A 20592-nucleotide genomic window follows, 5' to 3' on the forward strand; every position below is an offset into this window, starting at 1 on the left:
CCCGCGACCTTCGGTTTACAAAACCGCTGCTCTACCAGCTGAGCTAAACCGGCATCCGCGCCCCAAATGCGTCAGACGACGCCGAAGGTCCAGCCCTCTGTGCGGGCAATTGCGGGCGTCAGCGCTAGCGGTGTCCAAAGGTCGCCCAAATCGGCGTGCCGCCGCAGCCACGCCGCGGTCAGCAAGGCGTCGCTGGCGTGATCGTCGATCGCACCAAATCCAGCGACGGGCGCACTCGCAATCGCAGGCGTGGCGAGCGCGGCATTTAATTCGGCGATCGTGCGCATCTTGCTGCGCCCGCGCGCGCGTCCGGCGGCGATGGCGGCGAGGCTGGTGTAGATTTCGACCACCACCGATCCGCTGGCAGGCAGGGGGTCGAACGGCCATACCGGCAGTCGGTCGCCCAGCCGGTGGAGCAAGCGCATGCCCGTCAGGCTCGACTTGCCGACTTGGGCGGCGCCGACGAGATTGAAGTTTGAATAGGGATTGAGGCCTTGTGCCTGTTGCGCGACTTCGGTGATGCGCAGCCGCCCGCGCCCGCCACCAAAGGCTGCGCCTTCGCGCCCGCCGTGCCGCCGGAAGTGCGGCGCGGCATCGGGATGGTCGACGAAGCGTGATGCGGCTAGGTGCGGCTCGTCGGCGCACAGCCGCTCAACCAACGCCCAAAGCGCGCGGGCATCGGCTGGGCTCGCTTCCCATCCGGGAAAATAGGCGCCTTGGTCCACGAAGGGCAGCGCTGGACCAAGATCGAAACCGACCAGCGAGTCGTCGGGCAGCGTCAGGGTCAGCCAGTCAAGCACCGCGCTGCGTGACCAATAGCGTTCGGGTGGCGGCACCAGCCGTGGGGCGACGTCCCCCGCCGCGCAGGTCGCCACCGCGATCCCGCGCTGGGTCGCCCCGACCGCGCCAGACCAGTCGATCGCCACGAAATGGCCAAAGCGGCTCACGCCTTCTTGCGCGCTTTCGCCTTCGGTTTTGCGGCCGCCTGATCATGCGCCAATTCGATCATCGCGAGCACGCGCTGGGGATCGTCGCTGCCATAGCGGACCAGCACCGCGCCCCAGCCCTCATAATGCGGTGTCTGGTGATAGGTCGCCGGATCGGTTTCCTTGAGCATCTCGATCGTGTCGGGGTCGAGGTGCAGGCAGAAGGAATCGGCCTCGCGCCCCGGCGACAGGAACGGGCGACCGTTGGGTGCGATCTTCGCCGTCGGGCGCCCGTAATAGGGCTCGACGAAGGTATCGGGCAGCCGAAGTGCGGCGGCCAAGGTCTCATCCCAGTCGTTCATTTGACCTCCGCGAGAACATCGGCGGTGAATTTGGAGATGTCGAAACCACTACTCGCCGGGTCCTCGCCGCGCCGGACGATGACGATGCCCCGGCTCGGCACGATCACGACATATTGGCCGCGATTGCCGTTAGCAGAAAAAGTGTCGGCGGGGACGCCCGGCACCTTGTTCATCAGCCAGAAGGTCGCGCCATAGCCAACGCCGCTCGCCGGCTGCGGGCCGCTGGGCGTGGTGACATAGGTCCGCCAGCCCTCGGGCAGGATGCGTTCGCCGTTCCAGACGCCGTCGTCCAGATACAGCAGCCCGAACCGCGCGAGATCGCGCGCGGTCGTCCAGACCTGGCTCGACGAGATGTAATTGCCCTGCCAGTCGGTCTCGGCGACGGTGTGCTTCATCCCGATACGGTCGAACAATGCGCGCGCCGGAAAGTCGCGGTGGCGTTCCTCGCTCAGTGCCGCCCGCAGCGTCAGCATCGCCAGCAAGATGTCGTTGTTGGCATAGCGGAAGCGCGTCCCCGGCTTGGCTTCGACCGGCCAATGGACGGTTTCCTCGGTCACGGCAGTGCCGCCGAAATAGACCGCATCGGTGCGATTACCCGCTGTGTCGCTGTGCAGCCCCGATGCCATGCGCATCAGATTGTCGAGCGTGATGTGGCGCCGCGCGTTGGCGAACGGCTCGGCATCCCATGCGGGAATCCGCACTTGCGCGTCGATGCGGACCCGACCGTCCTTGACCGCGATACCGACCAGCGTGCCAGTGATGCTCTTGGCGACCGACCAGGTGCGTTGCGCGGTGAAGGGGCCGAACCCCTCGGCATAGCTCTCGGCAATCAGCCGCTTGCCGCGCAGTACCACGACTCCGGTGGTCTTGCCGCCATAGCCGCCTGCCAGTGCCTTGCCGACCGCCGGAATGGGGGGATAGGCCATGCGCGGGAGCGAGTCGCCGAGCGGCCACAGCGCCGGGTCGGCAGGGGCGGGACCGAGCTTGGCGTATACGGCGGTCACGGGCGGCGCGACTGCACCGATCGGCTCGTTGGTGCAGCCGGTGCCGGGGTGGAAGACGGCGCGGCGCGGCGGCAGCGCTGGATCGAAGGCGACGGTGACGGTGCCCGTGCGGGCATCGACCTTTGCCTCGAGCGTCGGCACGATCGCATCATATTCGGGATAAATCCCGCTCAGCTCATCCTTGGCGATCTGCGCTTCGGTGCGCCCGCCGATGAATATCGCGCTGCACGTGATCGCAGCCTTGTATCCGGCCGCAATCGCCAACGTGTAAGGAGCCGGCGCCTTGGCCTGTTGCGCGGCCAGCGGCGACGCGATCAGCGCCGCCCCGAGGATCAAAAGTTCAGCCCTTGGCACCCCGCAATTCCTCCCAATAAGCCAGCCGTTCGGCGATGCGCTTTTCGTGGCCGCGCCCGGTCGGCTGGTAAAAATCCTGCCGCGCCATTCCTTCGGGCCAATAGTCACTGCCCGAAAAACCGGTGTCGGTGTCGTGATCATAGGCATAGCCTTTGCCATAGCCGATGTCCTTCATCAGCTTGGTCGGCGCGTTGAGGATATGCGCGGGCGGCATCAGCGATCCGGTCTCACGCGCGCTCTTCCACGCGGCCTTCTGCGCCTTGTACACCGCATTCGATTTGGGCGCGGTCGCGAGGTAAAGGCACGCCTGCGCGATCGCCAATTCGCCTTCGGGCGAGCCGAGAAAGTCATAGGCATCCTTGGCCGCCAAGCATTGCACCAGCGCCTGCGGGTCGGCGAGGCCGATGTCCTCGCTCGCAAAACGCGTCAGGCGGCGAAGGACGTAGAGCGGTTCCTCGCCCGCCGTCAGCATCCGCGCGAGGTAATAGAGCGCGGCCTGCGGATCGCTCCCCCGCAGCGATTTGTGGAGCGCCGAGATGAGGTTGTAATGCCCCTCGCGATCCTTGTCGTACACCGCCACCCGCCGCTGGAGGAAGGCGCCGAGCGCGGCGGGGTCGAGCGGTTCGGGCAGGTCGACCGACCAGAGTGTCTCGGCCTGGTTGAGCAGGAAGCGCCCGTCGCCATCGGCGGATGCTACTAAAGCCGCGCGCGCATCGGGCGTGACGGGCAGGGGGCGGCCCTCAATCGCCTCGGCACGGTCGATCAGCTCGGCCAGCGCGGTCGCGTCGAGCCGGTGGAGGATCAGCACCTGCGCGCGGCTGAGCAGCGCGGCGTTGAGTTCGAACGACGGATTTTCGGTAGTCGCACCGACCAAAGTTACCGTGCCGTCCTCGACATAAGGCAGGAAGCCATCCTGCTGCGCGCGATTGAAGCGGTGGATTTCGTCGACGAATAAAAGCGTACGCTTGCCCGCCCGCGCATGATCACGCGCCTCGGCAAAGGCCTTCTTCAGATCTGCCACGCCCGAGAACACCGCCGAGATCGCGGTGAAGCGCAGCCCGACCGCATCGGCAAGCAACCGCGCGATCGTCGTCTTGCCGGTGCCGGGCGGCCCCCACAGGATCATCGACGACAAGCGCCCAGCCGCCACCATCCGCCCGATTGCGCCCTCGGGGCCGGTCAGGTGCCCCTGACCAACCACCTCGCCGAGCGTGCGCGGGCGCAAGCGTTCAGCGAGCGGCGCATCGGCGGCGGGTGCCGTCGGGGTAGGGGGATCGGCAGGGCCGAAGAGGTCATCCATCCGGGGCAACATAGGCGGCGCGGAAAAATTTGCAGCCCCGCTCTTGCAGAAGTCCATCTATGATATATCTTAGTGCCATCATGAACCATAAAGGAAGCAACATGCTTTACGCATTTCGCCACGGGGGCTGCGGCCCCGAAGGCCATCACATGGGCGGTCGCCGCGGCTCACGCCGTTGGGGCGGCTTCGAAGTCAGTTGGGAAGCCGGACCCGAAGTCGTCGGCGCGCGCGTCCGGCGTCGCGTGTTCGACGGCGGTGAACTCCGCCTCGTGCTGTTGAAGCTCATCGCCGATCAACCGCGCCACGGCTATGACCTGATCCGCGAGATCGAGGAGCTGACCGCAGGCGCCTATGCCCCGAGCCCCGGCATCGTCTACCCGACGCTGACCTTGCTCGACGACATGGGCTTGATCGAGGAACAACAGAGCGAAGGCGCCAAGAAGCAGTTCGCCGCGACCGAAGCAGGTCGCGCGCATCTCGCCGAGCGCGCCGAGGAAGTCGCCGCGCTGATCGCCAGACTGACCGAACTCGGCACCGAGCGGACGCGCACCGAAAGCGCGTCAGTCCGCCGCGCGATGGGCAATTTGCGCCATGTGCTGATGCACCAGCTGCGCGCGGGCGACGTCCCGACCGAAAAGCTGCACGCAATCGTCGCGCTGATCGACGAAGCCGCCCAGAAGATCGAGCGGCTCGATTAATCCCGGCGGCGCGGCGGGGTCAGCGGCCGCGTCGCGCCAGCACGGCCAGATATTTGTCGATCACTTTCTGGTTGATCGCGTCCCAGCCATAGGCGCCCGCCTTGGCTTCGCCTGCGAGCCCGTCGGTATCGGCGAGATCGCGGTCCTCGGCATAGGCTTGCAACGCGTCGGCATAGCCGGGGATGTCGCTGGGGTCGACGATGCGGCCGTTCACGCCGTTTTCGATCAGGCTGGTCGCGCCGGTCGCATTGGCGGCGACGACGGGCACCGCGCAGGCCATCGCTTCGAGCGTCACATTGCCGAACGTCTCGGTGACGCTGGGGTTGAACAGCACATCCATCGACGCGACCGCGCGGCCCAGATCCGTGCCTTCCTGAAAGCCTGCGAACACCGCCGTGGGTACATGGCTGACGAACCAGTCGCGCGCGGGGCCTTCGCCGATCACCATCACCCGGTGCGGTACGCCGCGCCGCATCAACTCGCCGATGACGGCGGCAAACACGTCGAGTCCCTTTTCGAGCACCAGTCGGCCGAGAAAGCCGATCACGAATTCCTGATCGCCAATGCCCAGCTCGCGTCGCCACGCCAGGCTGCGCGCCGAGGGGGTGAAGATCGTGCGATCGACCCCGCGCGACCAGATGCCGATGTCATGGTTCATCCGCTGTTCGCGCAGAAGATCGACCATCGATTGCGACGGCGGCAGAATCGCGTCGCAGCGCCGGTAAAAGCGCCGCAACAGCGCGACGGCGGCGGGCTCCAGGAAGCCACCGCCATAATAGCGCAAATAGGTTTCGAACCGCGTGTGGACCGACGCGACCACCGGAATGTCGCGCCGCCGCGCCCAGCTAACCGCGCGGTGGCCGAGGATGTCGGGCGCCGACACATGCACCAGATTGGGCTTGAACGTATCGAGATCGGCGCGCAGCCGCTTTGGCAGGCCGATCGCCACGCGATATTCGCTGCGGCCGGGGATCGCGAACGAGGGCGCGCTCACCAGATCGCCGGTCGGCTCAAACGCAGGCTTGGCGACCGTCGGCGCATAGACTCGCACGGCCGCGCCCTGTGACAGCAGATAGCCGACCAGCCGATTAAGTGCCTGAGTCGGTCCGTCGCGCACATAATTGTAATTGCCGCTGAACAGCGCGACGCGGAGTTCGGAAGTCATCATCTAGGCGCGCCATAGCGGGGCGATTGGCAAAAGGGAATTGCGCCGCGTCAATCGACCAATCGCTCGGATTCGAATGGCGGCGGTCGTCCGCGCTCCCTATTTAGGCGGGAACCCCGGTTCAGGAGTCCGCATCATGATCGACCCCGTCGCTTTCCCCGCCACCACGCGCTGGCCCGCCGCGCACCCCGACCGGCTGCAATATTATGGCGTGCCGACGCCCAATGGCGTCAAGGTGTCGATCATGCTGGAGGAAACCGGGCTGCCTTATGAGGTGCATCTGGTCGATTTCGCGAAGAACGACCAGAAATCACCTGAGTATCTGGCGCTCAACCCGAACGGCAAGATCCCGGCGATCCTCGATCCGGCGGGGCCGGGCGGCGCACCGCTTGCCTTGTTCGAGAGCGGGGCGATTTTGCTCTATCTGGCCGATAAGACCGGGCTGTTCATGCCGCCGGGCGCAGCCGAACGCTGGCAGACGATCCAATGGGTGATGTTCCAGATGGGCGGCGTCGGGCCGATGTTCGGCCAGCTTGGCTTCTTCACCAAATTCGCCGGCAAGGACTATGAGGACAAGCGCCCGCGCGACCGCTATCTCGACGAAACAAAGCGGCTGCTCGGGGTGATGGATGTGGCGCTGACGGGGCGCGACTGGTTCATGGGCGATTATTCGATTGCCGACATCTCGATGCTGGGGTGGGTCAACGGGCTGGTGAATTTCTACGGCAATGGCCCACTGGTCGGGTTCGACGACTTCGCCAACGTGAAGGCATGGCTCGCGCGCGGGCTGGAGCGGCCGGCGGTACAGCGGGGGTTGGCGATTCCGGCGCGGGGTTGAGGGTAGAAGTAATCGCGTCGGCAGTGTATGTGTTTTTCCCAAGGGAGCGTTGATGATGGCGAAGAACGGGCAGCATGTTGTGCCAAGTTCAAATGGTTGGAGCGTGAAGCGTGCCGGTGCAATGCGGGCAAGTGGAGTCTATGCCACGCAGTCTGAAGCCATTGACGCTGCAACGCGAATCGCACGAAATCAAAAAACTGAATTATACGTCCATGGCCGCGACGGGCGAATTCGGGAGCGAAATTCTTACGGGAATGATCCGTTTCCGCCGAAGGGGTGAAATTGCCCAACTTTGAGCAATCGGTCTTCATTAACTGCCCTTTCGATGACGGTTTTGCGCCGATACTGCAGGCAGTGTCTTTTTGCGTGACGCTGCTCGGCTTTGTGCCAAGATTAGCGCCCGAGAACGCGGATAATGCGGAATCGCGCCTCGACCGCATTGTCGAACTCGTCCGGACCTCGAAATACGGTATTCACGACCTCAGCCGATGCAAGGCTACGGTTGTTGGCGAATATGCAAGAATGAACATGCCATTCGAGCTCGGCCTGGATTTCGCGTGCCGCAAGTTCGGCGTTGCTCAGCTCGCGTCCAAAGCTATCTTGGTGCTGGAAGCTGAGCGATATGAGTACCAGAAGACACTTTCTGATATTTCGGGGTGGGATATTCGTAGTCATCGGGGGGAGTGGCAGCGAGCGTTGGCTCACACTCGAGCGTGGCTCGTTGCAAGCGCGGGGGCGCCTGGGTTAGGAATCTCCAAAATTCAGAGCAAATATTTCGACTTTCAGGAATGGTATTACGAACGCGAGCTGGCGGCAGGCTCATCCGAGGCAGACATCCAGGAATATCCAAATACAGAGGTGCTTAGGGCGATGTCTGAGTGGGTGGCATTAGGGCAACCACCGACGTTCGATTAACGTTGTTCCCTTCCCGTTCCACCTCTGCTAATCCGGCTGCATGGCAAAACCCCAGAAACGCTATGTCTGTCAGTCGTGCGGGTCGGTGTCGCATCGTTGGGCGGGGCAGTGCGCCGATTGCAGTGACTGGAACACGCTGGTCGAGGAAGCGTCGGGTCCGGTTACGCCGTTTCAGGCCAAGCATAATCTGCAAGGCGGCGGACGGACGCTGCAACTCGTTGGGCTCGACAGCGAGATTGCGCTGCCCGACCGGCTGCCTACCGGCATTGCCGAGCTCGACCGCGCGCTTGGCGGCGGCTTCGTCGAAGGCTCAGCGACGCTGATCGGCGGCGATCCGGGGATCGGCAAGTCGACACTGTTGCTCCAGGCCGCCGCGCGGCTCGCGCTCGCCGGACATAGTGTTGCCTATGTCTCGGGCGAGGAAGCTGCCGATCAGGTGCGGTTGCGCGCGCGGCGGCTCGGGCTGGGCAACGCGCCGGTGATGCTCGCCGCCGCCACCTCGACGCGCGACATCCTCACCACGCTCGGCATGGGCACCCCGCCGCGCCTGCTGGTGATCGATTCGATCCAGACGATGCATTCGGATTTGATCGAAGGCGCGCCGGGCACCGTCAGCCAAGTGCGCGCCTCGGCGCAGGAGCTGATCCGCTTTGCCAAGGAACGCGGCACCGCAGTCGTCCTCGTCGGCCATGTTACCAAGGACGGCAGCATCGCGGGGCCGCGCGTGCTCGAACATATGGTCGATACCGTGCTCAGCTTCGAAGGCGAGCGCAGCCACCAATATCGCATCCTGCGCGCGATCAAGAACCGCTTTGGCGGCACCGACGAGATTGGCGTGTTCGCGATGGTCGAGGAAGGACTCAGCGAAGTCGCCAATCCTTCGGCGCTGTTCCTCACCCAGCGCGATGAGGGCGTGAGCGGGACCACCGTCTTCCCCGCGCTCGAAGGCACGCGGCCGGTGCTGGTCGAGATTCAGGCACTGGTGGTGCGGCTCGCCAGCGGCGCCACCCCGCGCCGCGCAGTGGTGGGGTGGGACAGCGGGCGGCTCGCGATGATCCTCGCGGTGCTGGAGGCGCGCTGCGGGCTCAGCTTTTCGTCGAGCGAAGTCTATCTCAACATCGCCGGCGGCTACCGCGTGCAGGACCCCGCTGCCGATCTCGCGGTGGCGGCCGCGCTGATCTCGGCGCTGAGCGAACGCCCGGTGCCCGTCGGCGCGGTCGCGTTCGGCGAAGTCGCGCTGTCGGGGGAGATTCGTCCCGTGGCGCACGCCGGGCTCCGGCTGAAGGAATCGGGCAAGCTCGGATTCGAACGTGCGCTGCTCCCGGCAGCGTCGACCTCCGAAAAGTCATCGCTCAAGCTCGCGGGGTTCAAGTCACTCGCCAGTTTCGTTGACCATATGCTCGGGCGTGGCTAGCGGTCGGCCAATGCGCTGGCGCTAAGGAACACGGATTTCATGGGATTGACCGCTCTCGACATCATCGTGCTCGTGCTCGTGCTCGGCGGCGCGGTGCAGGGCGCGATCAAGGGCTTCGTCACCGAAGTGCTGTCGCTGGTGGCGTGGCTGTTCGTCGTGCTGGCGCTGCGCGTGCTGCACGAGCCGTTGACGAACCTGCTCTCGGCCAAGATTGCGACCTATGGTGGTGCCACAGTGCTGTCGTTCGTGCTGATCGCCGGCGTGACCTATCTCGGCGGGCGCTGGGTCGCTCGCGCCATCGGCGAACGCACGCGTACCTCGATCCTCGGCCCGGTCGACCGCGCGCTCGGCTTCGGCTTTGGCGGGTTGAAGGGATTGGTGTTTGCCAGTCTCGTCTTCCTGTTGATCGTGCTGATCATCGACACCACTTATGGCGGGGCAAAGCAGCGCCCCGAATGGATCACCAAATCGCGCACCTATCCGCTGCTCAAGGTCACGAGCGCGGGGATCGCCGATTTCGTCGATCGGCGGCGGCGCGGGGCGGCGATGTTCGGCAATGACGCGACTCCGGTCGATAATGAAAGCGATTCGAACCCGTGAGCTCGCCGCTCTACAACCAGCAAATCCTCCGCCTCGCCGCGAGCACGCCCGCGACCCGGCTGAGCGCGCCGATGGCAAGCATCGAGAAGCGCTCGCCGGTGTGCGGCAGCCGGGTGACGGTCGACGTCGATGTCGACCGCGACGGACGTGTTGCAGCGATCGGGATGCTGGTGCGGGCCTGCGCGCTGGGGCAAGCGAGCGCGACTCTGATGGCGGATGACGCGGTCGGCAAGTCGCCCGCCGAGCTTGCCGCCGCGCGCGATGCATTGACCGCTTGGCTGGCGGGGGCAGGCGCCATGCCCGACTGGCCGGGAATCGACATTTTCACGCCGGCACTGCCGCACAGCGCGCGCCACGCTTCGATCCGGCTCGCCTTCGAAGCCGTGACCGAGGCCGCTGCGGTCGCCAGCGCCAACGCGCAAGCTGCCGCATGAGCGAATCGGCACTGCGCGACGGCGTCGTCCTGCTCGGCTTCGCGCTGGTTTTCGTCCTGTTGTTCCGGCGCCTCGGCCTTGGTGCGACGCTGGCGTTCCTCGTCGCCGGCGCCGTCGTCGGCCCGCAGGCGCTGGGCCTCGTCGGCAATGTCGAGCAGAAGCGCGGGATCGCAGAGCTGGGCATCACTCTGCTGCTGTTTCTCGTCGGGCTTGAGCTCAGCCCGTCGCGGCTGTGGCGGCTGCGCGACGATATCTTCGGGCTCGGCCTGTTGCAGGTTGGGCTATGCGCGATGGCGCTGACCGGCGTAATCTGGGGCATCGCGAGCTTCTCGCCGACCGCAGCCCTCGCGGTCGCGCTGCCGCTCGCGCTGTCGTCGACGGCGCAGGTGCTGCCGATGCTGCAATCGGCGGGGCGCCTGCGCACCCCGTTCGGCGAGCGCGCCTTTTCGATCCTGTTGTTTCAGGATCTGTCGATCGTGCCGCTGATCACGATCATTGCCGCACTGTCGCGCGCGCCTGCGCCGCCGGGCGCGACGCCGGGGTGGTTGCTGGCGATCTACACGATCCTCGCGGTCGGCGGGTTGGTAGCAGCTGGTCGCTTCGTCTTGCGGCCGATGTTCCGGCTGATCGGCAATCTCGGCGAGCGCGAGATGTTCATTTTTGCCGCGCTCTTCACGGTGATTTCGGCCGCTGCGATCATGGAGTGGCTCGGGCTCTCGACCGCGCTCGGGGCGTTTATCGCGGGCGTGATGCTCGCCGACAGCCCGTATCGCCACGAACTCGAGGCCGATGTCGATCCGTTTCGCTCGATCCTGCTGGGCCTGTTCTTCCTCAGCGTCGGGATGCTGCTCGATCTCCACGCGATTGCCGCGCGGCCGGTGTTCGTGATCGGCATGGCGGCGGCGCTCATCGCCACCAAGACGGTGATCATCACCGGCATCGGCATGATCTTTCGCATGGGCTGGCGCCAAGCGCTCGGGCTTGGCCTGTTGCTGAGCCAGGGCGGCGAGTTCGGCTTTGTGCTGTTCGCGCAGGCCCAAGGCGCGCTGCTGATCGCGCCCGAAGCGGCGAGCTTGTTCGGCGCCATCGTCACCCTGTCGATGGCGACCACGCCGTTCCTGATGGCTTTCACCAAACGCTTCCGTACCGCCCCCGAGCGGACTTCGGAAGGGATGGAAGAACCCCGCGCCGACGGGGCGAGCGCGCTCGTCATCGGCTATGGCCGGTTCGGCCAGACGGTCGCGCAAATGCTGAGCGCCCAGCAGATCAAGGTCACGCTGATCGACCGCGATATCGAGATGATCGAGACCGCCGGCAGCTTCGGCATGAAAGTCTATTATGGCGACGGGATGCGGATGGACCTGCTGCGCCAGGCCGGTGCCGGCGACGCGCAGCTGATCGCCTTTTGCACCGATGGCGACCAGCTCGACCGGGAATTTCTGGAAGCCGTGCACGTCGCTTTCCCCGATGCCGCGATTTTCGCGCGCGCCTTTGATCGCCGCAGCCTGATCAAGATGGATGGCGCGCCGATCGTCGGCACGGTGCGCGAAGTGTTCGAATCGGCGATTGTGATGGCACGCGATGCCATGGCCAATCTGGGCGTCGACAGCGAGCTGATCGCACGCACTGAAGACGAATATCGCCGTCGCGACGCGTCCCGGCTCCGCGCCCAGGCCGACCAGGGCGATCTGCACGCCCAAGCCGACCAGATGTTCACCCACAGATCGATCGCTGAGGCCATCGAACAGGAAAGCACCCCGGGATGAACTGGTTGGTGATTGCCGCCGCGCTCTCCGGCGCCATAGCTGTCGGCGCAGGCGCGTTCGGCGCGCATGGGGCGAGTGGGCAGGCGGCCGAATGGCTCAAGACCGGCGGGCAATATCAGCTCGCCCACGCCGTCGCCGCGCTGGTGGCGGCGCAGATGGGTTTGCGCGGGGCAGGGTGGTGTTTCGTCGCGGGGGGCGCGCTGTTCGCGGGGACGCTCTATCTGATGGCGCTGGGGCTGCCCAAATGGCTCGGCGCGATCACGCCGCTGGGCGGTGCGCTGCTGATCGTCGGCTGGCTATGGTTCGCCTGGGTCAGCGCGCGCAGTTAGCGCCCGACCGCGCGGCATTTGTCCGAGCAATAGACCACCGAGTCCCAGTCACGCGCCCACTTCTTGCGCCACGCGAACGGGCGCCCGCACACCGGACAGGTCTTGCTCGGCAGGTCGCGCTTGGCGACACCGTTCGGCATCAGCACGGCTGATCGTCGAGGAAAGCCGCGACATCGGCGAGATCGACCGACCGGTCGAGGAAGGTCTCGCCGATACCGCGCGCGAGCAGGAAGGGCAGGGTGCCGCCGTCCATCTTCTTGTCGTGCCGCATATGCTCGACCAGCGTCGCCCCGGATGCCGTAATCCCCGCCGCCGCCAGCCCATCGGGCAGCCCGACCGCGCGCAGATGCGCCGCGACCCGTGCGGCATCCTCCGGCGCGCACAGCCCGCGCCGTGCCGAATAGGCGAAGGCCAGCGCCATCCCGGCGGCAACGCCTTCGCCGTGGAGCAGTCGATCCGAAAAGCCCGTCTCAGCCTCCAGCGCATGGCCGAACGTATGGCCGAGATTGAGCAGCGCACGGGTGCCGCTCTTTTCATGCTCATCGGCGGCGACGATCCGCGCTTTTGCCGCCACCGCATGTTCGATGGCATGGGTTCGTGCCGCCAGATCGCCCGCCAGCAATGCGGCGCCATTCGCTTCGCACCAAGCGAAGAAGCCTGCGTCATCGATCAGGCCGTACTTCACGACTTCGGCATAGCCCGCGCCCAGCTCACGCAGTGGCAGCGTGTCGAGCGTCGTTGGATCGATCAGCACCAGCGCGGGCTGGTGGAAGGCGCCGATCAGATTCTTGCCCGCCCGCGCGTTGATTGCGGTCTTGCCGCCGACCGACGAATCGACTTGCGCGAGCAGCGTGGTCGGGATTTGCACGAAACCGCAGCCGCGCTTCAGGATCGCACAGGCAAAGCCGACCAGATCGCCCGTGACCCCGCCGCCGAGCGCAATCACATGATCGCCGCGCTCAACGCCGAAATCGAGCAGACCCTCGCATAATTCCTCAAGCATCGCCCAGCTCTTGGTGCTTTCGCCCGAGGGCAAGACGATCGATTCGCTGCGCACTCCGGCTGCGGCCAGCGCGTCGCGAAGCACCGCCAGATGCGGCGCGACCTGCGCATCGCTGACGATCACCATCGCCCGCCCGCGCGCCAAGGGGGCAAGTCGTGCCGCGCTCCCCGCCAGCAGTCCCGCCTCGATCACTACCGGATAGCGGCGCGCGCCGAGCTCAACCCAGACGTCACTCATGCGTCGATCGCCTCCAAAATCGCGCGCACCGTGGCGTCGTGCGGCGCCTGATGACTCGAAACGCGCACCGGCGCCATCGCATAGATGGGGTTTCGCACCGCAGCGAGCTCCTGCAACACCTTGGCGGCATCGCGCCCACGCAGCAGCGGGCGCGTGTCGCGCCGCTTGACCCGCTCTGCCAGCACAGCGGGATCGGCATCGAGCCAAACCGCAATCGCTTCGGCCAGAATCAGCGCGCGCGTTTCCAGATTGATGAACGCCCCGCCGCCGGTCGCGATCACCTTCGGCGTGCCGTCGATCAGCCGCGCGATCACGCGCCGCTCCCCGTCGCGGAAATAGCCCTCGCCGAACCGGTCGAAAATTTCGGTGATCGTCATCCCCGCTGCCGCTTCGATCTCGACATCGGCGTCGACGAACGGCAGCCGCAGCCGTTGCGCGAGCCGCCGACCCACTGTCGACTTGCCCGCGCCCATGAGTCCGATCAGCACGATCGGCTTGCCGTGCCAGCGTTTTTGCGCCCCGCCATCTTCTAACATTATGACAGGGGCTATACAGCGTCGTTGCCGCTCGGCAAAAGGCCAGCGCACTTCGTCATTGGGTATTGTTTCATGTCTCGGCTGCTTATCGCCCTCGTCGTCGTCATTCTCGTGATCGGGGGTGGCTTGTTCGCGCTCGCCGGTCGCAACAGCGAACGGCCGCAGACGCGCGTCGAAAAGGTCGTGCCGCTTGCGTCGCTCCAGCAATAAGGCTGTTGTCGGCGGCGTCGTCCTCGCGCTCGTCGCGGGGGCGGCGATTGCGCAGGAGCGGCCCGAATCGATCCTGCCGCCCGGCTTCAACGAAACAACTCCGCCACCGCCGGTCGACCGCGCGCCGCCCCGGGCGCAGCCCAACCCGACGGCGCCCGGTCCCACGCCGCTCACGCCGCCGCTGTCGCCGGACGAGAGCGCTGAACTGACTGACAATAGTCTGGCCGATGAGACGGCGGGAACGCCCGCCCCGGTCGATCCGGCGGCGCTCGCGAGTTACGAGCTGCCGAGCTACGCGCGCCGCTCGCTCGACCGGGTCGGGATCATCGGCGCCGCGGACGGTGGCCTGCCCGCCAATGGTTTCGGCACGACGCAAGGGCGTTTCCTCGAAGTTCTGATGGGGCGGCTCAACGCACCGCTGCCGTCACGCTGGTTGTCGATTGCACTGCGGCGTACGCTTGCGTCGCAGCTCGATACGCCCGTGGGCGTCAATGGTGCCGATTTTGCTGCCGAGCGCGCATGGCTGCTGGTCCGCATGGGCGAATCGCAGGTCGCCCGCGCGGTTGTGCAGGCGGTCGATCCCGACAATTTCACCCCGAAACTGCGCGAAGCAGCGATGCAGACGGCGCTTGCGACGGGTGATCCTGGCCTGGTGTGCCCGGTGACCGACGGCGCGCTGGCGGGACCACAAGACCGCGCGTGGGTGCTGATGGCGGCTATCTGCGCCGGGCTCTCGGGCGTCGCCGGGGAGGGCGGTCGCCAGATCGACGCGGCGCGCAAACAGGGTGTCGCCCGGGGCATTGATCTTTTGCTCGCCGACAAGGTGGTGGGCACCAGCAGCAAGCGCCGCGCCGTCACGATCGAATGGGATTCGGTGTCGCAGCTCACCGCCTGGCGTTATGGCCTTGCGACCGCTACTGCGACCGAAATTCCCGAACCTTTGTTCGCGACCGTCGCGCCACGCGTGCAATTCTGGCGCGCGCAGGCACCGATGCTCGACGCGCGCGCGCGGGCGGGCGCCGCCGAACTCGCGGCGGCGCAAGGCGTGTTGTCGAGCACTGCGCTGATCGACCTGTTCGGCGAAATCGACGAGGCCGAGGAAGGCAGCTCGGCCGAGGCCGGCGTCGCCCGTGACTTGCGCAGCGCCTATAGCGAGAATGATCGCGCCCAACGGATCGCGGCGATGACTCGGCTATGGGATGAACCGCGCGGCCCGCGTGGCCAATATGCCCGGTTGGTCCTGACATCGCAGGCCGTCGGTGCGCTGCCCCCGGCGAGCGATGCCGAAGCCGACCGGCTGATCGCGTCGATGCTGTCGGCGGGTATTGAAGGCCGCGCGGCGCGCTGGCGCTCGCTGGTCAGCACCGGTGGCGACGGCTGGGCAATGCTGACGCTTGCCGATCGCTTTGGCGGCACGCTCGGGCGCGGCGACGTGCGGCGCTATGGCGGCGGCGCGCGCGGCGACACCCAGCGCAAGCGCCAGATGTTTTTTGCCGCACTTGCGGGGCTCGGGCGCGTCGATCCGTCGGCGATGGAATCGCTCGCGGGCGATCTCGGTGTCGACTTGACCCGCGACAATAGCTGGACCCGCGCGATCGACCGCGCGGCGGGGCGCGGCGAGCCGGCTACCGTCGTGTTGCTGGCGGCGGTCGGCATGCAGACGGCGAATTGGCACGGCGTTTCCGCCGATGCGCTTTACCGGATCATCGCGGCGTTCCACCGGGTCGGGCTCGATGCCGAGGCGCGGATGATCGCGGTTGAGGCGCTGACCCGGCTTTGAGCCAGCCCGCCGCCGGTGATCGCGCGCTGATCGGGCGCTTTCTTGAAATGATGGCGGCGCAGGCGGGTGCCGCGCGCAACACCGTCGCGGCCTATGAAAGCGATTTGCGGCTGGCATCCGAAGCGCTAGGGGGCGGACTCGCGCAGGCGGACGCAGCGGCGCTGGCCCGACTCGGCGATGGCTGGGCCGACCTGTCCCGATCGAGCGTCGCACGCAAATCGGCGGCACTACGGCGCTTCTTCGCCTTTCTGGCCGAAGAGGGCTTTCGCAGCGATGATCCCGGCGCCGCGCTGCCCCGGCCGGGTGCGGCCCGCGCGCTGCCCAAATCGCTCGATCACGGCGATGTCGACCGACTGTTTGCCGCCATCGCCGCGCGGCTCGATCGCGCGCCGCCCGATCCGCTTGACCTGCGGCTCGCAGCCCTGGTCGAGCTGCTCTACGGGTCAGGCTTGCGCGCGAGCGAGCTGATGACGCTGCCGTTCGCCGCCGTCGCGCCCGATCGCCCCTATCTCATCCTGAAGGGCAAGGGCGGGCGCGAACGACTGGTGCCGATTTCGGATCGCGCGCGCGCCGCCGTCACCGCGTGGCGCGCAACGCTGCCGCCCCGCACCGCGTGGCTGTTCCCGAGCGGCGCAAGCCATCTCAGCCGCATTCGGCTCTATCAGCTCCTCAAGGACCTCGCCGCCGAAGCCGGTATCCCGCCCGACCGCGTCAGCCCGCATGTCTTACGCCATGCCTTTGCCACGCATCTGCTCGAAGGTGGCGCCGATCTGCGCGCGCTCCAGCTCATGCTCGGCCATGCCGATATCGCGACTACCGAAATCTACACCCATGTCGACAGCCGCCGTCTGGTCGAGCTCGTGAACAGTCGCCACCCGCTTGGGGATCGCCCAATCCGTTGACGGCGGGCCGTGCGGCGCCTAACCGAGCGCGCCTGATGGCCAGTTTCCTCGATTTCGAAAAGCCGATCGCCGAGCTTGAAGCCCGGATCGCCGAACTACGCGCAACCGCCTCCGCCAGCGCCGGGGCAATCGACATCGGCCCTGAGGTCGCGCGGCTGCAACTCAAGAGTGATCGGTTGCTGCGCGATACCTATGCCCGGCTGACGGCGTGGCAAAAGACGCAGGTGGCGCGCCACGGGGACCGCCCGCACTTCAAGGATTATGTCGCGGGACTCTTTGAAGATTTCACGCCGCTCGCGGGCGACCGTGCGTTCGGTGATGATCTTGCGATCATGGGCGGGCTGGCGCGCTTTCGCGGGCGCCGCGTGGTCGTGATTGGCCATGAAAAAGGCAATGATACCGCGAGCCGCATCCGCCACAATTTCGGCATGGGCAAGCCCGAGGGCTATCGCAAGGCGATCCGGCTGATGCAGCTCGCCGGTCGTTTCGGCTTGCCGGTCATCACGCTGGTCGACACGTCCGGCGCGTTCCCGGGCATCCAGGCCGAGGAGCGCGGGCAGGCCGAAGCAATCGCGCGATCGACCGAGCAATGCCTCGCGCTCGGGGTGCCGCTGGTCGCCGCGATCGTTGGCGAGGGCGGCTCGGGTGGCGCGGTCGCCTTCTCGGCGGCCGACCGGGTGCTGATGTTCGAGCACGCAATCTATTCGGTGATCTCGCCCGAAGCGGGGGCATCGATCCTATGGCACACTTCCGACAAGGCTGCGGAAATGGCCGAAGCGATGAAGATCACCGCCGGGGATCTGAAGGGCCTTGGCATCATTGATACAATCGTTCCCGAACCCGTTGGCGGCGCACACCGCAATCCGGCGCTGGCGATTGCGACTCTGGGCGATGCGATTGCGACGGCGCTGGACTCGCTGGTTGGCCAGCCCCGCGCTGCGCTGATCGCAGCCCGCCGCGCGAAGTTTCTGGCGATCGGCCGATTCTAGCCGTCGGTTTCTTCGCAACACGCCGTCACCTCGAAACGCGAAAAGGGCAGCAGACCGAAGCCTGCTGCCCTCCTTCGCTACGCTTAAGCTTGGGAGAAGCTTAGTTAGCCTTCATGTTCGACGTCACGTTACCGAACGTGGTCTTCAGCTGGTTGCCCAGGCCCGACATTGCGGCAATGGCGGCAACGGCGATCAGAGCTGCGATCAGGCCGTATTCGATGGCGGTCGCGCCCTTGTTGTTCTTGATGAACTTGCGGATGGTCTGCATTTTCCGGTCTCCAGTTTGAATGTCTTCAGTTACCCGGCCGACCGGATAACCGGTTCAGCTTGGAGACATGTAAGCGGTGGAGCCTAACAAAGGTTTAAGCGATTCGCCGGATTTTGGCGAAAATCTTCAGCCGCCGTTCGCGGTCGTCACTTTGTTGCTCACATTGCCCCACATGCCGACCGTCTGATTAGCCAGCGCGCCAAGGCTCGCGATCATCGCAATAACGACAAGCGCCGCGATCAGACCATATTCGATCGCGGTTCCGCCCGTGCGGTCGGCAATTAGCTGGCGAATTAGCTTGCCCATCAGCGACCCCGTGTCTTTACGCTTTTCACGCCACCCTAAGCTTACCCCCGGGAGGGTTAATGAATGGCGAAGTCGCCGCCTGATTTATCGCTTTTTCCAATTTTGCCGGTGGTGGCGGCCGCGCTGGTCGATCGCGAAGGCCGCGTGTTGCTCGCCCAGCGACCGGCGGGCAAGCAACATGCTGGATTATGGGAATTTCCCGGCGGCAAAATCGACGCGGGCGAGCGCCCCGAAGCCGCGCTGATCCGCGAACTCAACGAGGAACTCGCGATCGACGTCAACGCCGCGTGTCTGGCGCCCGCGACTTTTGCGAGCATGTCGATCGGCGAGCGCCAGTTGCTCCTGTTGCTCTACGTCTGCCGCAAGTGGCACGGCGTGCCGCGCGCGGTCGAGGCATCGGCGCTGCGCTGGGTGCGCCCGGTCGAGATGCACGCGCTGCCGATGCCGCCCGCCGATCGTTCGCTGATCGGGCTGATCGAGGCGCTGCTCTAGCGCCGCATAACTGCATCCACCCGTTCGTTTCGAGCGCAGTCGAGAAACAGGCAAAGGGCGGTGCGCAGCGTGTCTCGACTTCGCTCGACACCAACGGACAGGGCGTGACTCGCGCTAGAGTTCAGTTGCTGTGCTGGGCAATCGCAGCGCATCGGCCAGCGACGTTCGCCCGCTACCGCGCCGTGCGGGTTGGGGTTGCGAGGCGTCGGGGGCCCAGCCGGTCATGAAGACGATCTCGAATCGCTCAGGCGTGCGACCGTCGGGATCCGCCCGCGCGGCAAAGGCTTCGGCGGTGCGCGCGAGCGTGTCGCGGCGCAGTGGTGTGCGGCCGGGCATGATGTTTGCACCCGCCATCCCGCGCAGGTCGCCGAGCAGGCCGAACAGGTCGCGGTAGCGCACCGTCAGCGTCTCGCCATCGGCGACGGGCAGCGCGAAGCCCGCGCGCATTAGCAGGTCGCCCGCCGCGCGGACATCGACCTGCGGGTGCAGCCGCGCCACGGGTCGGTCGCCCTCGGCTTCGCGCAAGCACGCGCGCAGTGTCGCCAGGCTTCCCGCACCGACGAAGGCCGCGAGGAACAGCCCATCGGGCCGGAGCACGCGCCGCGCGAGCGTGAGTGCGCCGGGCAGGTCATTGACGCTGTCGAGCACCCCCGCCGACACCACCAGATCGAACGACGCATCGGCGAAGGGCAGGCAATCCTCGTCACCCTGCACCCCGCTCATTGCTCGGGCAAAGCCGAAGCCGGCGTCGACCCGTGCGATTCGTGCACCTCCAGGGATCGCCAATCCGCCCGCGAAACAGCCGAGATCGAGCACATCGGCAAACTCACGCCGCACCATCGTCAGCCGATCGGCGATGCCTTCGAGCATGAAGTCGCGCAGAAAATCATGCTCGCCATAATTCGCAAGCGCGCGGTCGCGGCGGGCACGGCGCAGGGCGCGGTCGAAGATGTCGGGGGCGATCACGCGTCGAGCTTGTGGCGTGCGCCCGCGCGCGCGACAAGGGGGCGATGGGCCTGATGACTCCCTTGATCGCGCCGTTCCGGTTGATCGCCGACGCGGCCTTGCCCCCGCGCTGCCCCGGCTGCGGCGCGGTAACGCGCACCGATCATCGCTTCTGCGCGGATTGTTGGGGGCAGTTGCGCTTTCTGGCGCCGCCGTGGTGCGCGACGTGCCACACGCCCTTTTCGATCGATCGCGGCGCCGATGCCCGCTGCGCCGACTGCCTCGATCACACGCCGCGCCATGCAGGGGTGCGCGCGGCGGTGGCCTATGGCGATATCCCGCGCGCGATGGTGCTGCGGCTGAAATATGGGCGGCACTTGGCCTATGCTGCGACGATTGCCCAGCACATGGTGCGGCTGGTGCCCGACGATGCGGACTTGCTGGTGCCCGTGCCCTTGCATGCACGGCGGATGTGGGGGCGCGGCTTCAACCAGGCGGCAGAAATCGCGCGCGGCGTGTCGGCTGCTATTGGCGTCCCGACCGACCTCGACGTCCTGGTGCGCCGTGCCGCGACGCCCCTGCTGCGCGGCTTGGGGGCCAAGGCCCGCGCCCGCGCGGTGGCAGGCGCCTTTGCCGTGCCCGCCGACCGGCGCGCGCGGCTCGCGGGGAAGGCCGTGGTGCTGGTCGACGATGTCTATACCAGCGGCGCCACCACCGACGCCTGCACCCGCGTTTTGCGCGCGGCAGGGGCCAAAAGCGTGACGATCCTGTGCTGGGCCCGCGTGCTCGACTCCGCCGCCGCCGATTGACAATCGGCTA

26 protein-coding genes are annotated in these 20592 nt (G+C 66.4%); 15 read left to right on the plus strand and 11 right to left on the minus strand.

Annotated elements, in window-relative coordinates:
• Positions 1 to 71: 71 nt before the first annotated feature.
• The 4 genes from K2W81_RS07680 to K2W81_RS07695 are packed head-to-tail and all read right to left on the minus strand — an operon-like array spanning position 72 to position 3946.
• Positions 72 to 947: a hypothetical protein gene (locus K2W81_RS07680; RefSeq protein ID WP_294102952.1), complete on the minus strand. Its 876-nt coding sequence runs from the start codon at positions 945 to 947 to the stop codon at positions 72 to 74.
• On the minus strand, positions 944 to 1288 hold the full coding sequence (locus tag K2W81_RS07685) for a hypothetical protein (protein ID WP_294102955.1): 345 nt from the start codon (positions 1286 to 1288) through the stop codon (positions 944 to 946). Before K2W81_RS07685 ends, K2W81_RS07680 begins: the two co-directional genes overlap by 4 nt.
• The gene (locus K2W81_RS07690) at positions 1285 to 2646 is read right to left on the minus strand and encodes a serine hydrolase (RefSeq protein ID WP_294102957.1); all 1362 of its coding nucleotides are present in this window, start codon (positions 2644 to 2646) and stop codon (positions 1285 to 1287) included. The genes K2W81_RS07685 and K2W81_RS07690 overlap by 4 nt, the downstream gene beginning before the upstream one ends.
• On the minus strand, positions 2633 to 3946 hold the full coding sequence (locus K2W81_RS07695; RefSeq protein WP_294102959.1) for a replication-associated recombination protein A: 1314 nt from the start codon (positions 3944 to 3946) through the stop codon (positions 2633 to 2635). The genes K2W81_RS07690 and K2W81_RS07695 overlap by 14 nt, the downstream gene beginning before the upstream one ends.
• A gap of 101 nt (positions 3947 to 4047) precedes the next feature.
• On the opposite strand from K2W81_RS07695, the gene K2W81_RS07700 reads away from it, so the two are divergent.
• Positions 4048 to 4644: a PadR family transcriptional regulator gene (locus K2W81_RS07700; RefSeq protein ID WP_294102962.1), complete on the plus strand. Its 597-nt coding sequence runs from the start codon at positions 4048 to 4050 to the stop codon at positions 4642 to 4644.
• Positions 4645 to 4663: 19 nt separating this feature from the next.
• Here K2W81_RS07700 and K2W81_RS07705 read toward each other — a convergent pair whose 3' ends face one another.
• The gene (locus K2W81_RS07705) at positions 4664 to 5812 is read right to left on the minus strand and encodes a glycosyltransferase family 1 protein (RefSeq protein WP_294102965.1); all 1149 of its coding nucleotides are present in this window, start codon (positions 5810 to 5812) and stop codon (positions 4664 to 4666) included.
• Positions 5813 to 5945: 133 nt separating this feature from the next.
• Between K2W81_RS07705 and K2W81_RS07710 the strand changes: the two genes are divergently transcribed.
• From K2W81_RS07710 to K2W81_RS07745, 8 genes are read left to right on the plus strand one after another with little or no spacing between them, the layout of a single operon-like run.
• On the plus strand, positions 5946 to 6647 hold the full coding sequence (locus tag K2W81_RS07710; protein WP_294102968.1) for a glutathione S-transferase N-terminal domain-containing protein: 702 nt from the start codon (positions 5946 to 5948) through the stop codon (positions 6645 to 6647).
• A 52-nt stretch (positions 6648 to 6699) separates the two neighbouring features.
• Positions 6700 to 6927 (plus strand): DUF2188 domain-containing protein, encoded by a 228-nt coding sequence (locus K2W81_RS07715; protein WP_366932221.1) that lies wholly within the window; start codon positions 6700 to 6702, stop codon positions 6925 to 6927.
• 2 nt (positions 6928 to 6929) lie between these two features.
• Entirely contained in the window at positions 6930 to 7562 is a 633-nt protein-coding gene (locus K2W81_RS07720) for a hypothetical protein (RefSeq protein ID WP_294102973.1), read from the plus strand.
• Positions 7563 to 7602: 40 nt separating this feature from the next.
• Positions 7603 to 8976, plus strand: a complete 1374-nt coding sequence (radA, locus tag K2W81_RS07725; protein WP_294102976.1) for a DNA repair protein RadA — start codon at positions 7603 to 7605, stop codon at positions 8974 to 8976.
• A 39-nt stretch (positions 8977 to 9015) separates the two neighbouring features.
• Positions 9016 to 9576 carry a CvpA family protein gene (locus K2W81_RS07730; RefSeq protein WP_294102979.1) on the plus strand — a complete coding sequence of 187 codons (561 nt, stop codon included), beginning with the start codon at positions 9016 to 9018 and terminating at the stop codon, positions 9574 to 9576.
• Complete coding sequence (locus tag K2W81_RS07735) at positions 9573 to 10010, plus strand: iron-sulfur cluster assembly scaffold protein (RefSeq protein ID WP_294102982.1); 438 nt, start codon at positions 9573 to 9575, stop codon at positions 10008 to 10010. Before K2W81_RS07730 ends, K2W81_RS07735 begins: the two co-directional genes overlap by 4 nt.
• The gene (locus K2W81_RS07740) at positions 10007 to 11776 is read left to right on the plus strand and encodes a cation:proton antiporter (protein WP_294102985.1); all 1770 of its coding nucleotides are present in this window, start codon (positions 10007 to 10009) and stop codon (positions 11774 to 11776) included. Before K2W81_RS07735 ends, K2W81_RS07740 begins: the two co-directional genes overlap by 4 nt.
• Positions 11773 to 12105 carry a DUF423 domain-containing protein gene (locus K2W81_RS07745; protein WP_294102987.1) on the plus strand — a complete coding sequence of 111 codons (333 nt, stop codon included), beginning with the start codon at positions 11773 to 11775 and terminating at the stop codon, positions 12103 to 12105. The genes K2W81_RS07740 and K2W81_RS07745 overlap by 4 nt, the downstream gene beginning before the upstream one ends.
• On the opposite strand, the gene K2W81_RS07750 is transcribed toward K2W81_RS07745, so the two are convergent.
• The 3 genes from K2W81_RS07750 to K2W81_RS07760 are packed head-to-tail and all read right to left on the minus strand — an operon-like array spanning position 12102 to position 13881.
• On the minus strand, positions 12102 to 12245 hold the full coding sequence (locus K2W81_RS07750) for a DUF2256 domain-containing protein (RefSeq protein ID WP_294103149.1): 144 nt from the start codon (positions 12243 to 12245) through the stop codon (positions 12102 to 12104). The genes K2W81_RS07745 and K2W81_RS07750 overlap by 4 nt on opposite strands.
• On the minus strand, positions 12245 to 13345 hold the full coding sequence (aroB, locus tag K2W81_RS07755) for a 3-dehydroquinate synthase (RefSeq protein WP_294102990.1): 1101 nt from the start codon (positions 13343 to 13345) through the stop codon (positions 12245 to 12247). Before aroB ends, K2W81_RS07750 begins: the two co-directional genes overlap by 1 nt.
• Entirely contained in the window at positions 13342 to 13881 is a 540-nt protein-coding gene (locus tag K2W81_RS07760; RefSeq protein ID WP_294102993.1) for a shikimate kinase, read from the minus strand. The genes aroB and K2W81_RS07760 overlap by 4 nt, the downstream gene beginning before the upstream one ends.
• Positions 13882 to 13953: 72 nt before the next feature.
• On the opposite strand from K2W81_RS07760, the gene K2W81_RS07765 reads away from it, so the two are divergent.
• Genes K2W81_RS07765 through K2W81_RS07780 form a run of 4 tightly spaced genes read left to right on the plus strand, consistent with a single transcriptional unit; the run spans position 13954 to position 17762 of the window.
• A complete protein-coding gene (locus K2W81_RS07765; RefSeq protein WP_294102996.1) occupies positions 13954 to 14091 on the plus strand; it encodes a hypothetical protein in 138 nt (45 codons plus the stop codon).
• Complete coding sequence (locus K2W81_RS07770; protein ID WP_294102999.1) at positions 14072 to 15871, plus strand: hypothetical protein; 1800 nt, start codon at positions 14072 to 14074, stop codon at positions 15869 to 15871. Before K2W81_RS07765 ends, K2W81_RS07770 begins: the two co-directional genes overlap by 20 nt.
• The gene (locus tag K2W81_RS07775) at positions 15868 to 16773 is read left to right on the plus strand and encodes a tyrosine-type recombinase/integrase (protein WP_294103002.1); all 906 of its coding nucleotides are present in this window, start codon (positions 15868 to 15870) and stop codon (positions 16771 to 16773) included. The genes K2W81_RS07770 and K2W81_RS07775 overlap by 4 nt, the downstream gene beginning before the upstream one ends.
• A gap of 35 nt (positions 16774 to 16808) precedes the next feature.
• A complete protein-coding gene (locus K2W81_RS07780; protein WP_294103004.1) occupies positions 16809 to 17762 on the plus strand; it encodes an acetyl-CoA carboxylase carboxyltransferase subunit alpha in 954 nt (317 codons plus the stop codon).
• A gap of 100 nt (positions 17763 to 17862) precedes the next feature.
• On the opposite strand, the gene K2W81_RS07785 is transcribed toward K2W81_RS07780, so the two are convergent.
• Together K2W81_RS07785 and K2W81_RS07790 are read right to left on the minus strand one after the other, a co-directional pair.
• Entirely contained in the window at positions 17863 to 18030 is a 168-nt protein-coding gene (locus K2W81_RS07785; protein ID WP_294103007.1) for a Flp family type IVb pilin, read from the minus strand.
• 126 nt (positions 18031 to 18156) lie between these two features.
• Positions 18157 to 18336 (minus strand): Flp family type IVb pilin, encoded by a 180-nt coding sequence (locus K2W81_RS07790; RefSeq protein WP_294103010.1) that lies wholly within the window; start codon positions 18334 to 18336, stop codon positions 18157 to 18159.
• A 63-nt stretch (positions 18337 to 18399) separates the two neighbouring features.
• Here K2W81_RS07790 and K2W81_RS07795 point away from each other — a divergent pair, with 63 nt between their 5' ends.
• Positions 18400 to 18828 carry a (deoxy)nucleoside triphosphate pyrophosphohydrolase gene (locus K2W81_RS07795; RefSeq protein WP_294103013.1) on the plus strand — a complete coding sequence of 143 codons (429 nt, stop codon included), beginning with the start codon at positions 18400 to 18402 and terminating at the stop codon, positions 18826 to 18828.
• Positions 18829 to 18942: 114 nt separating this feature from the next.
• Here the strand turns inward: K2W81_RS07795 and K2W81_RS07800 are convergent, their stop codons facing one another.
• Entirely contained in the window at positions 18943 to 19794 is an 852-nt protein-coding gene (locus K2W81_RS07800) for a class I SAM-dependent methyltransferase (RefSeq protein WP_294103014.1), read from the minus strand.
• A 53-nt stretch (positions 19795 to 19847) separates the two neighbouring features.
• Between K2W81_RS07800 and K2W81_RS07805 the strand changes: the two genes are divergently transcribed.
• Positions 19848 to 20582: a ComF family protein gene (locus K2W81_RS07805; protein WP_294103017.1), complete on the plus strand. Its 735-nt coding sequence runs from the start codon at positions 19848 to 19850 to the stop codon at positions 20580 to 20582.
• Positions 20583 to 20592 lie beyond the last annotated feature (10 nt).

The organism is Sphingomonas sp. (genome assembly GCF_019749955.1).
In the GTDB taxonomy this organism is placed as follows: Bacteria; Pseudomonadota; Alphaproteobacteria; order Sphingomonadales; family Sphingomonadaceae; genus Sphingomonas.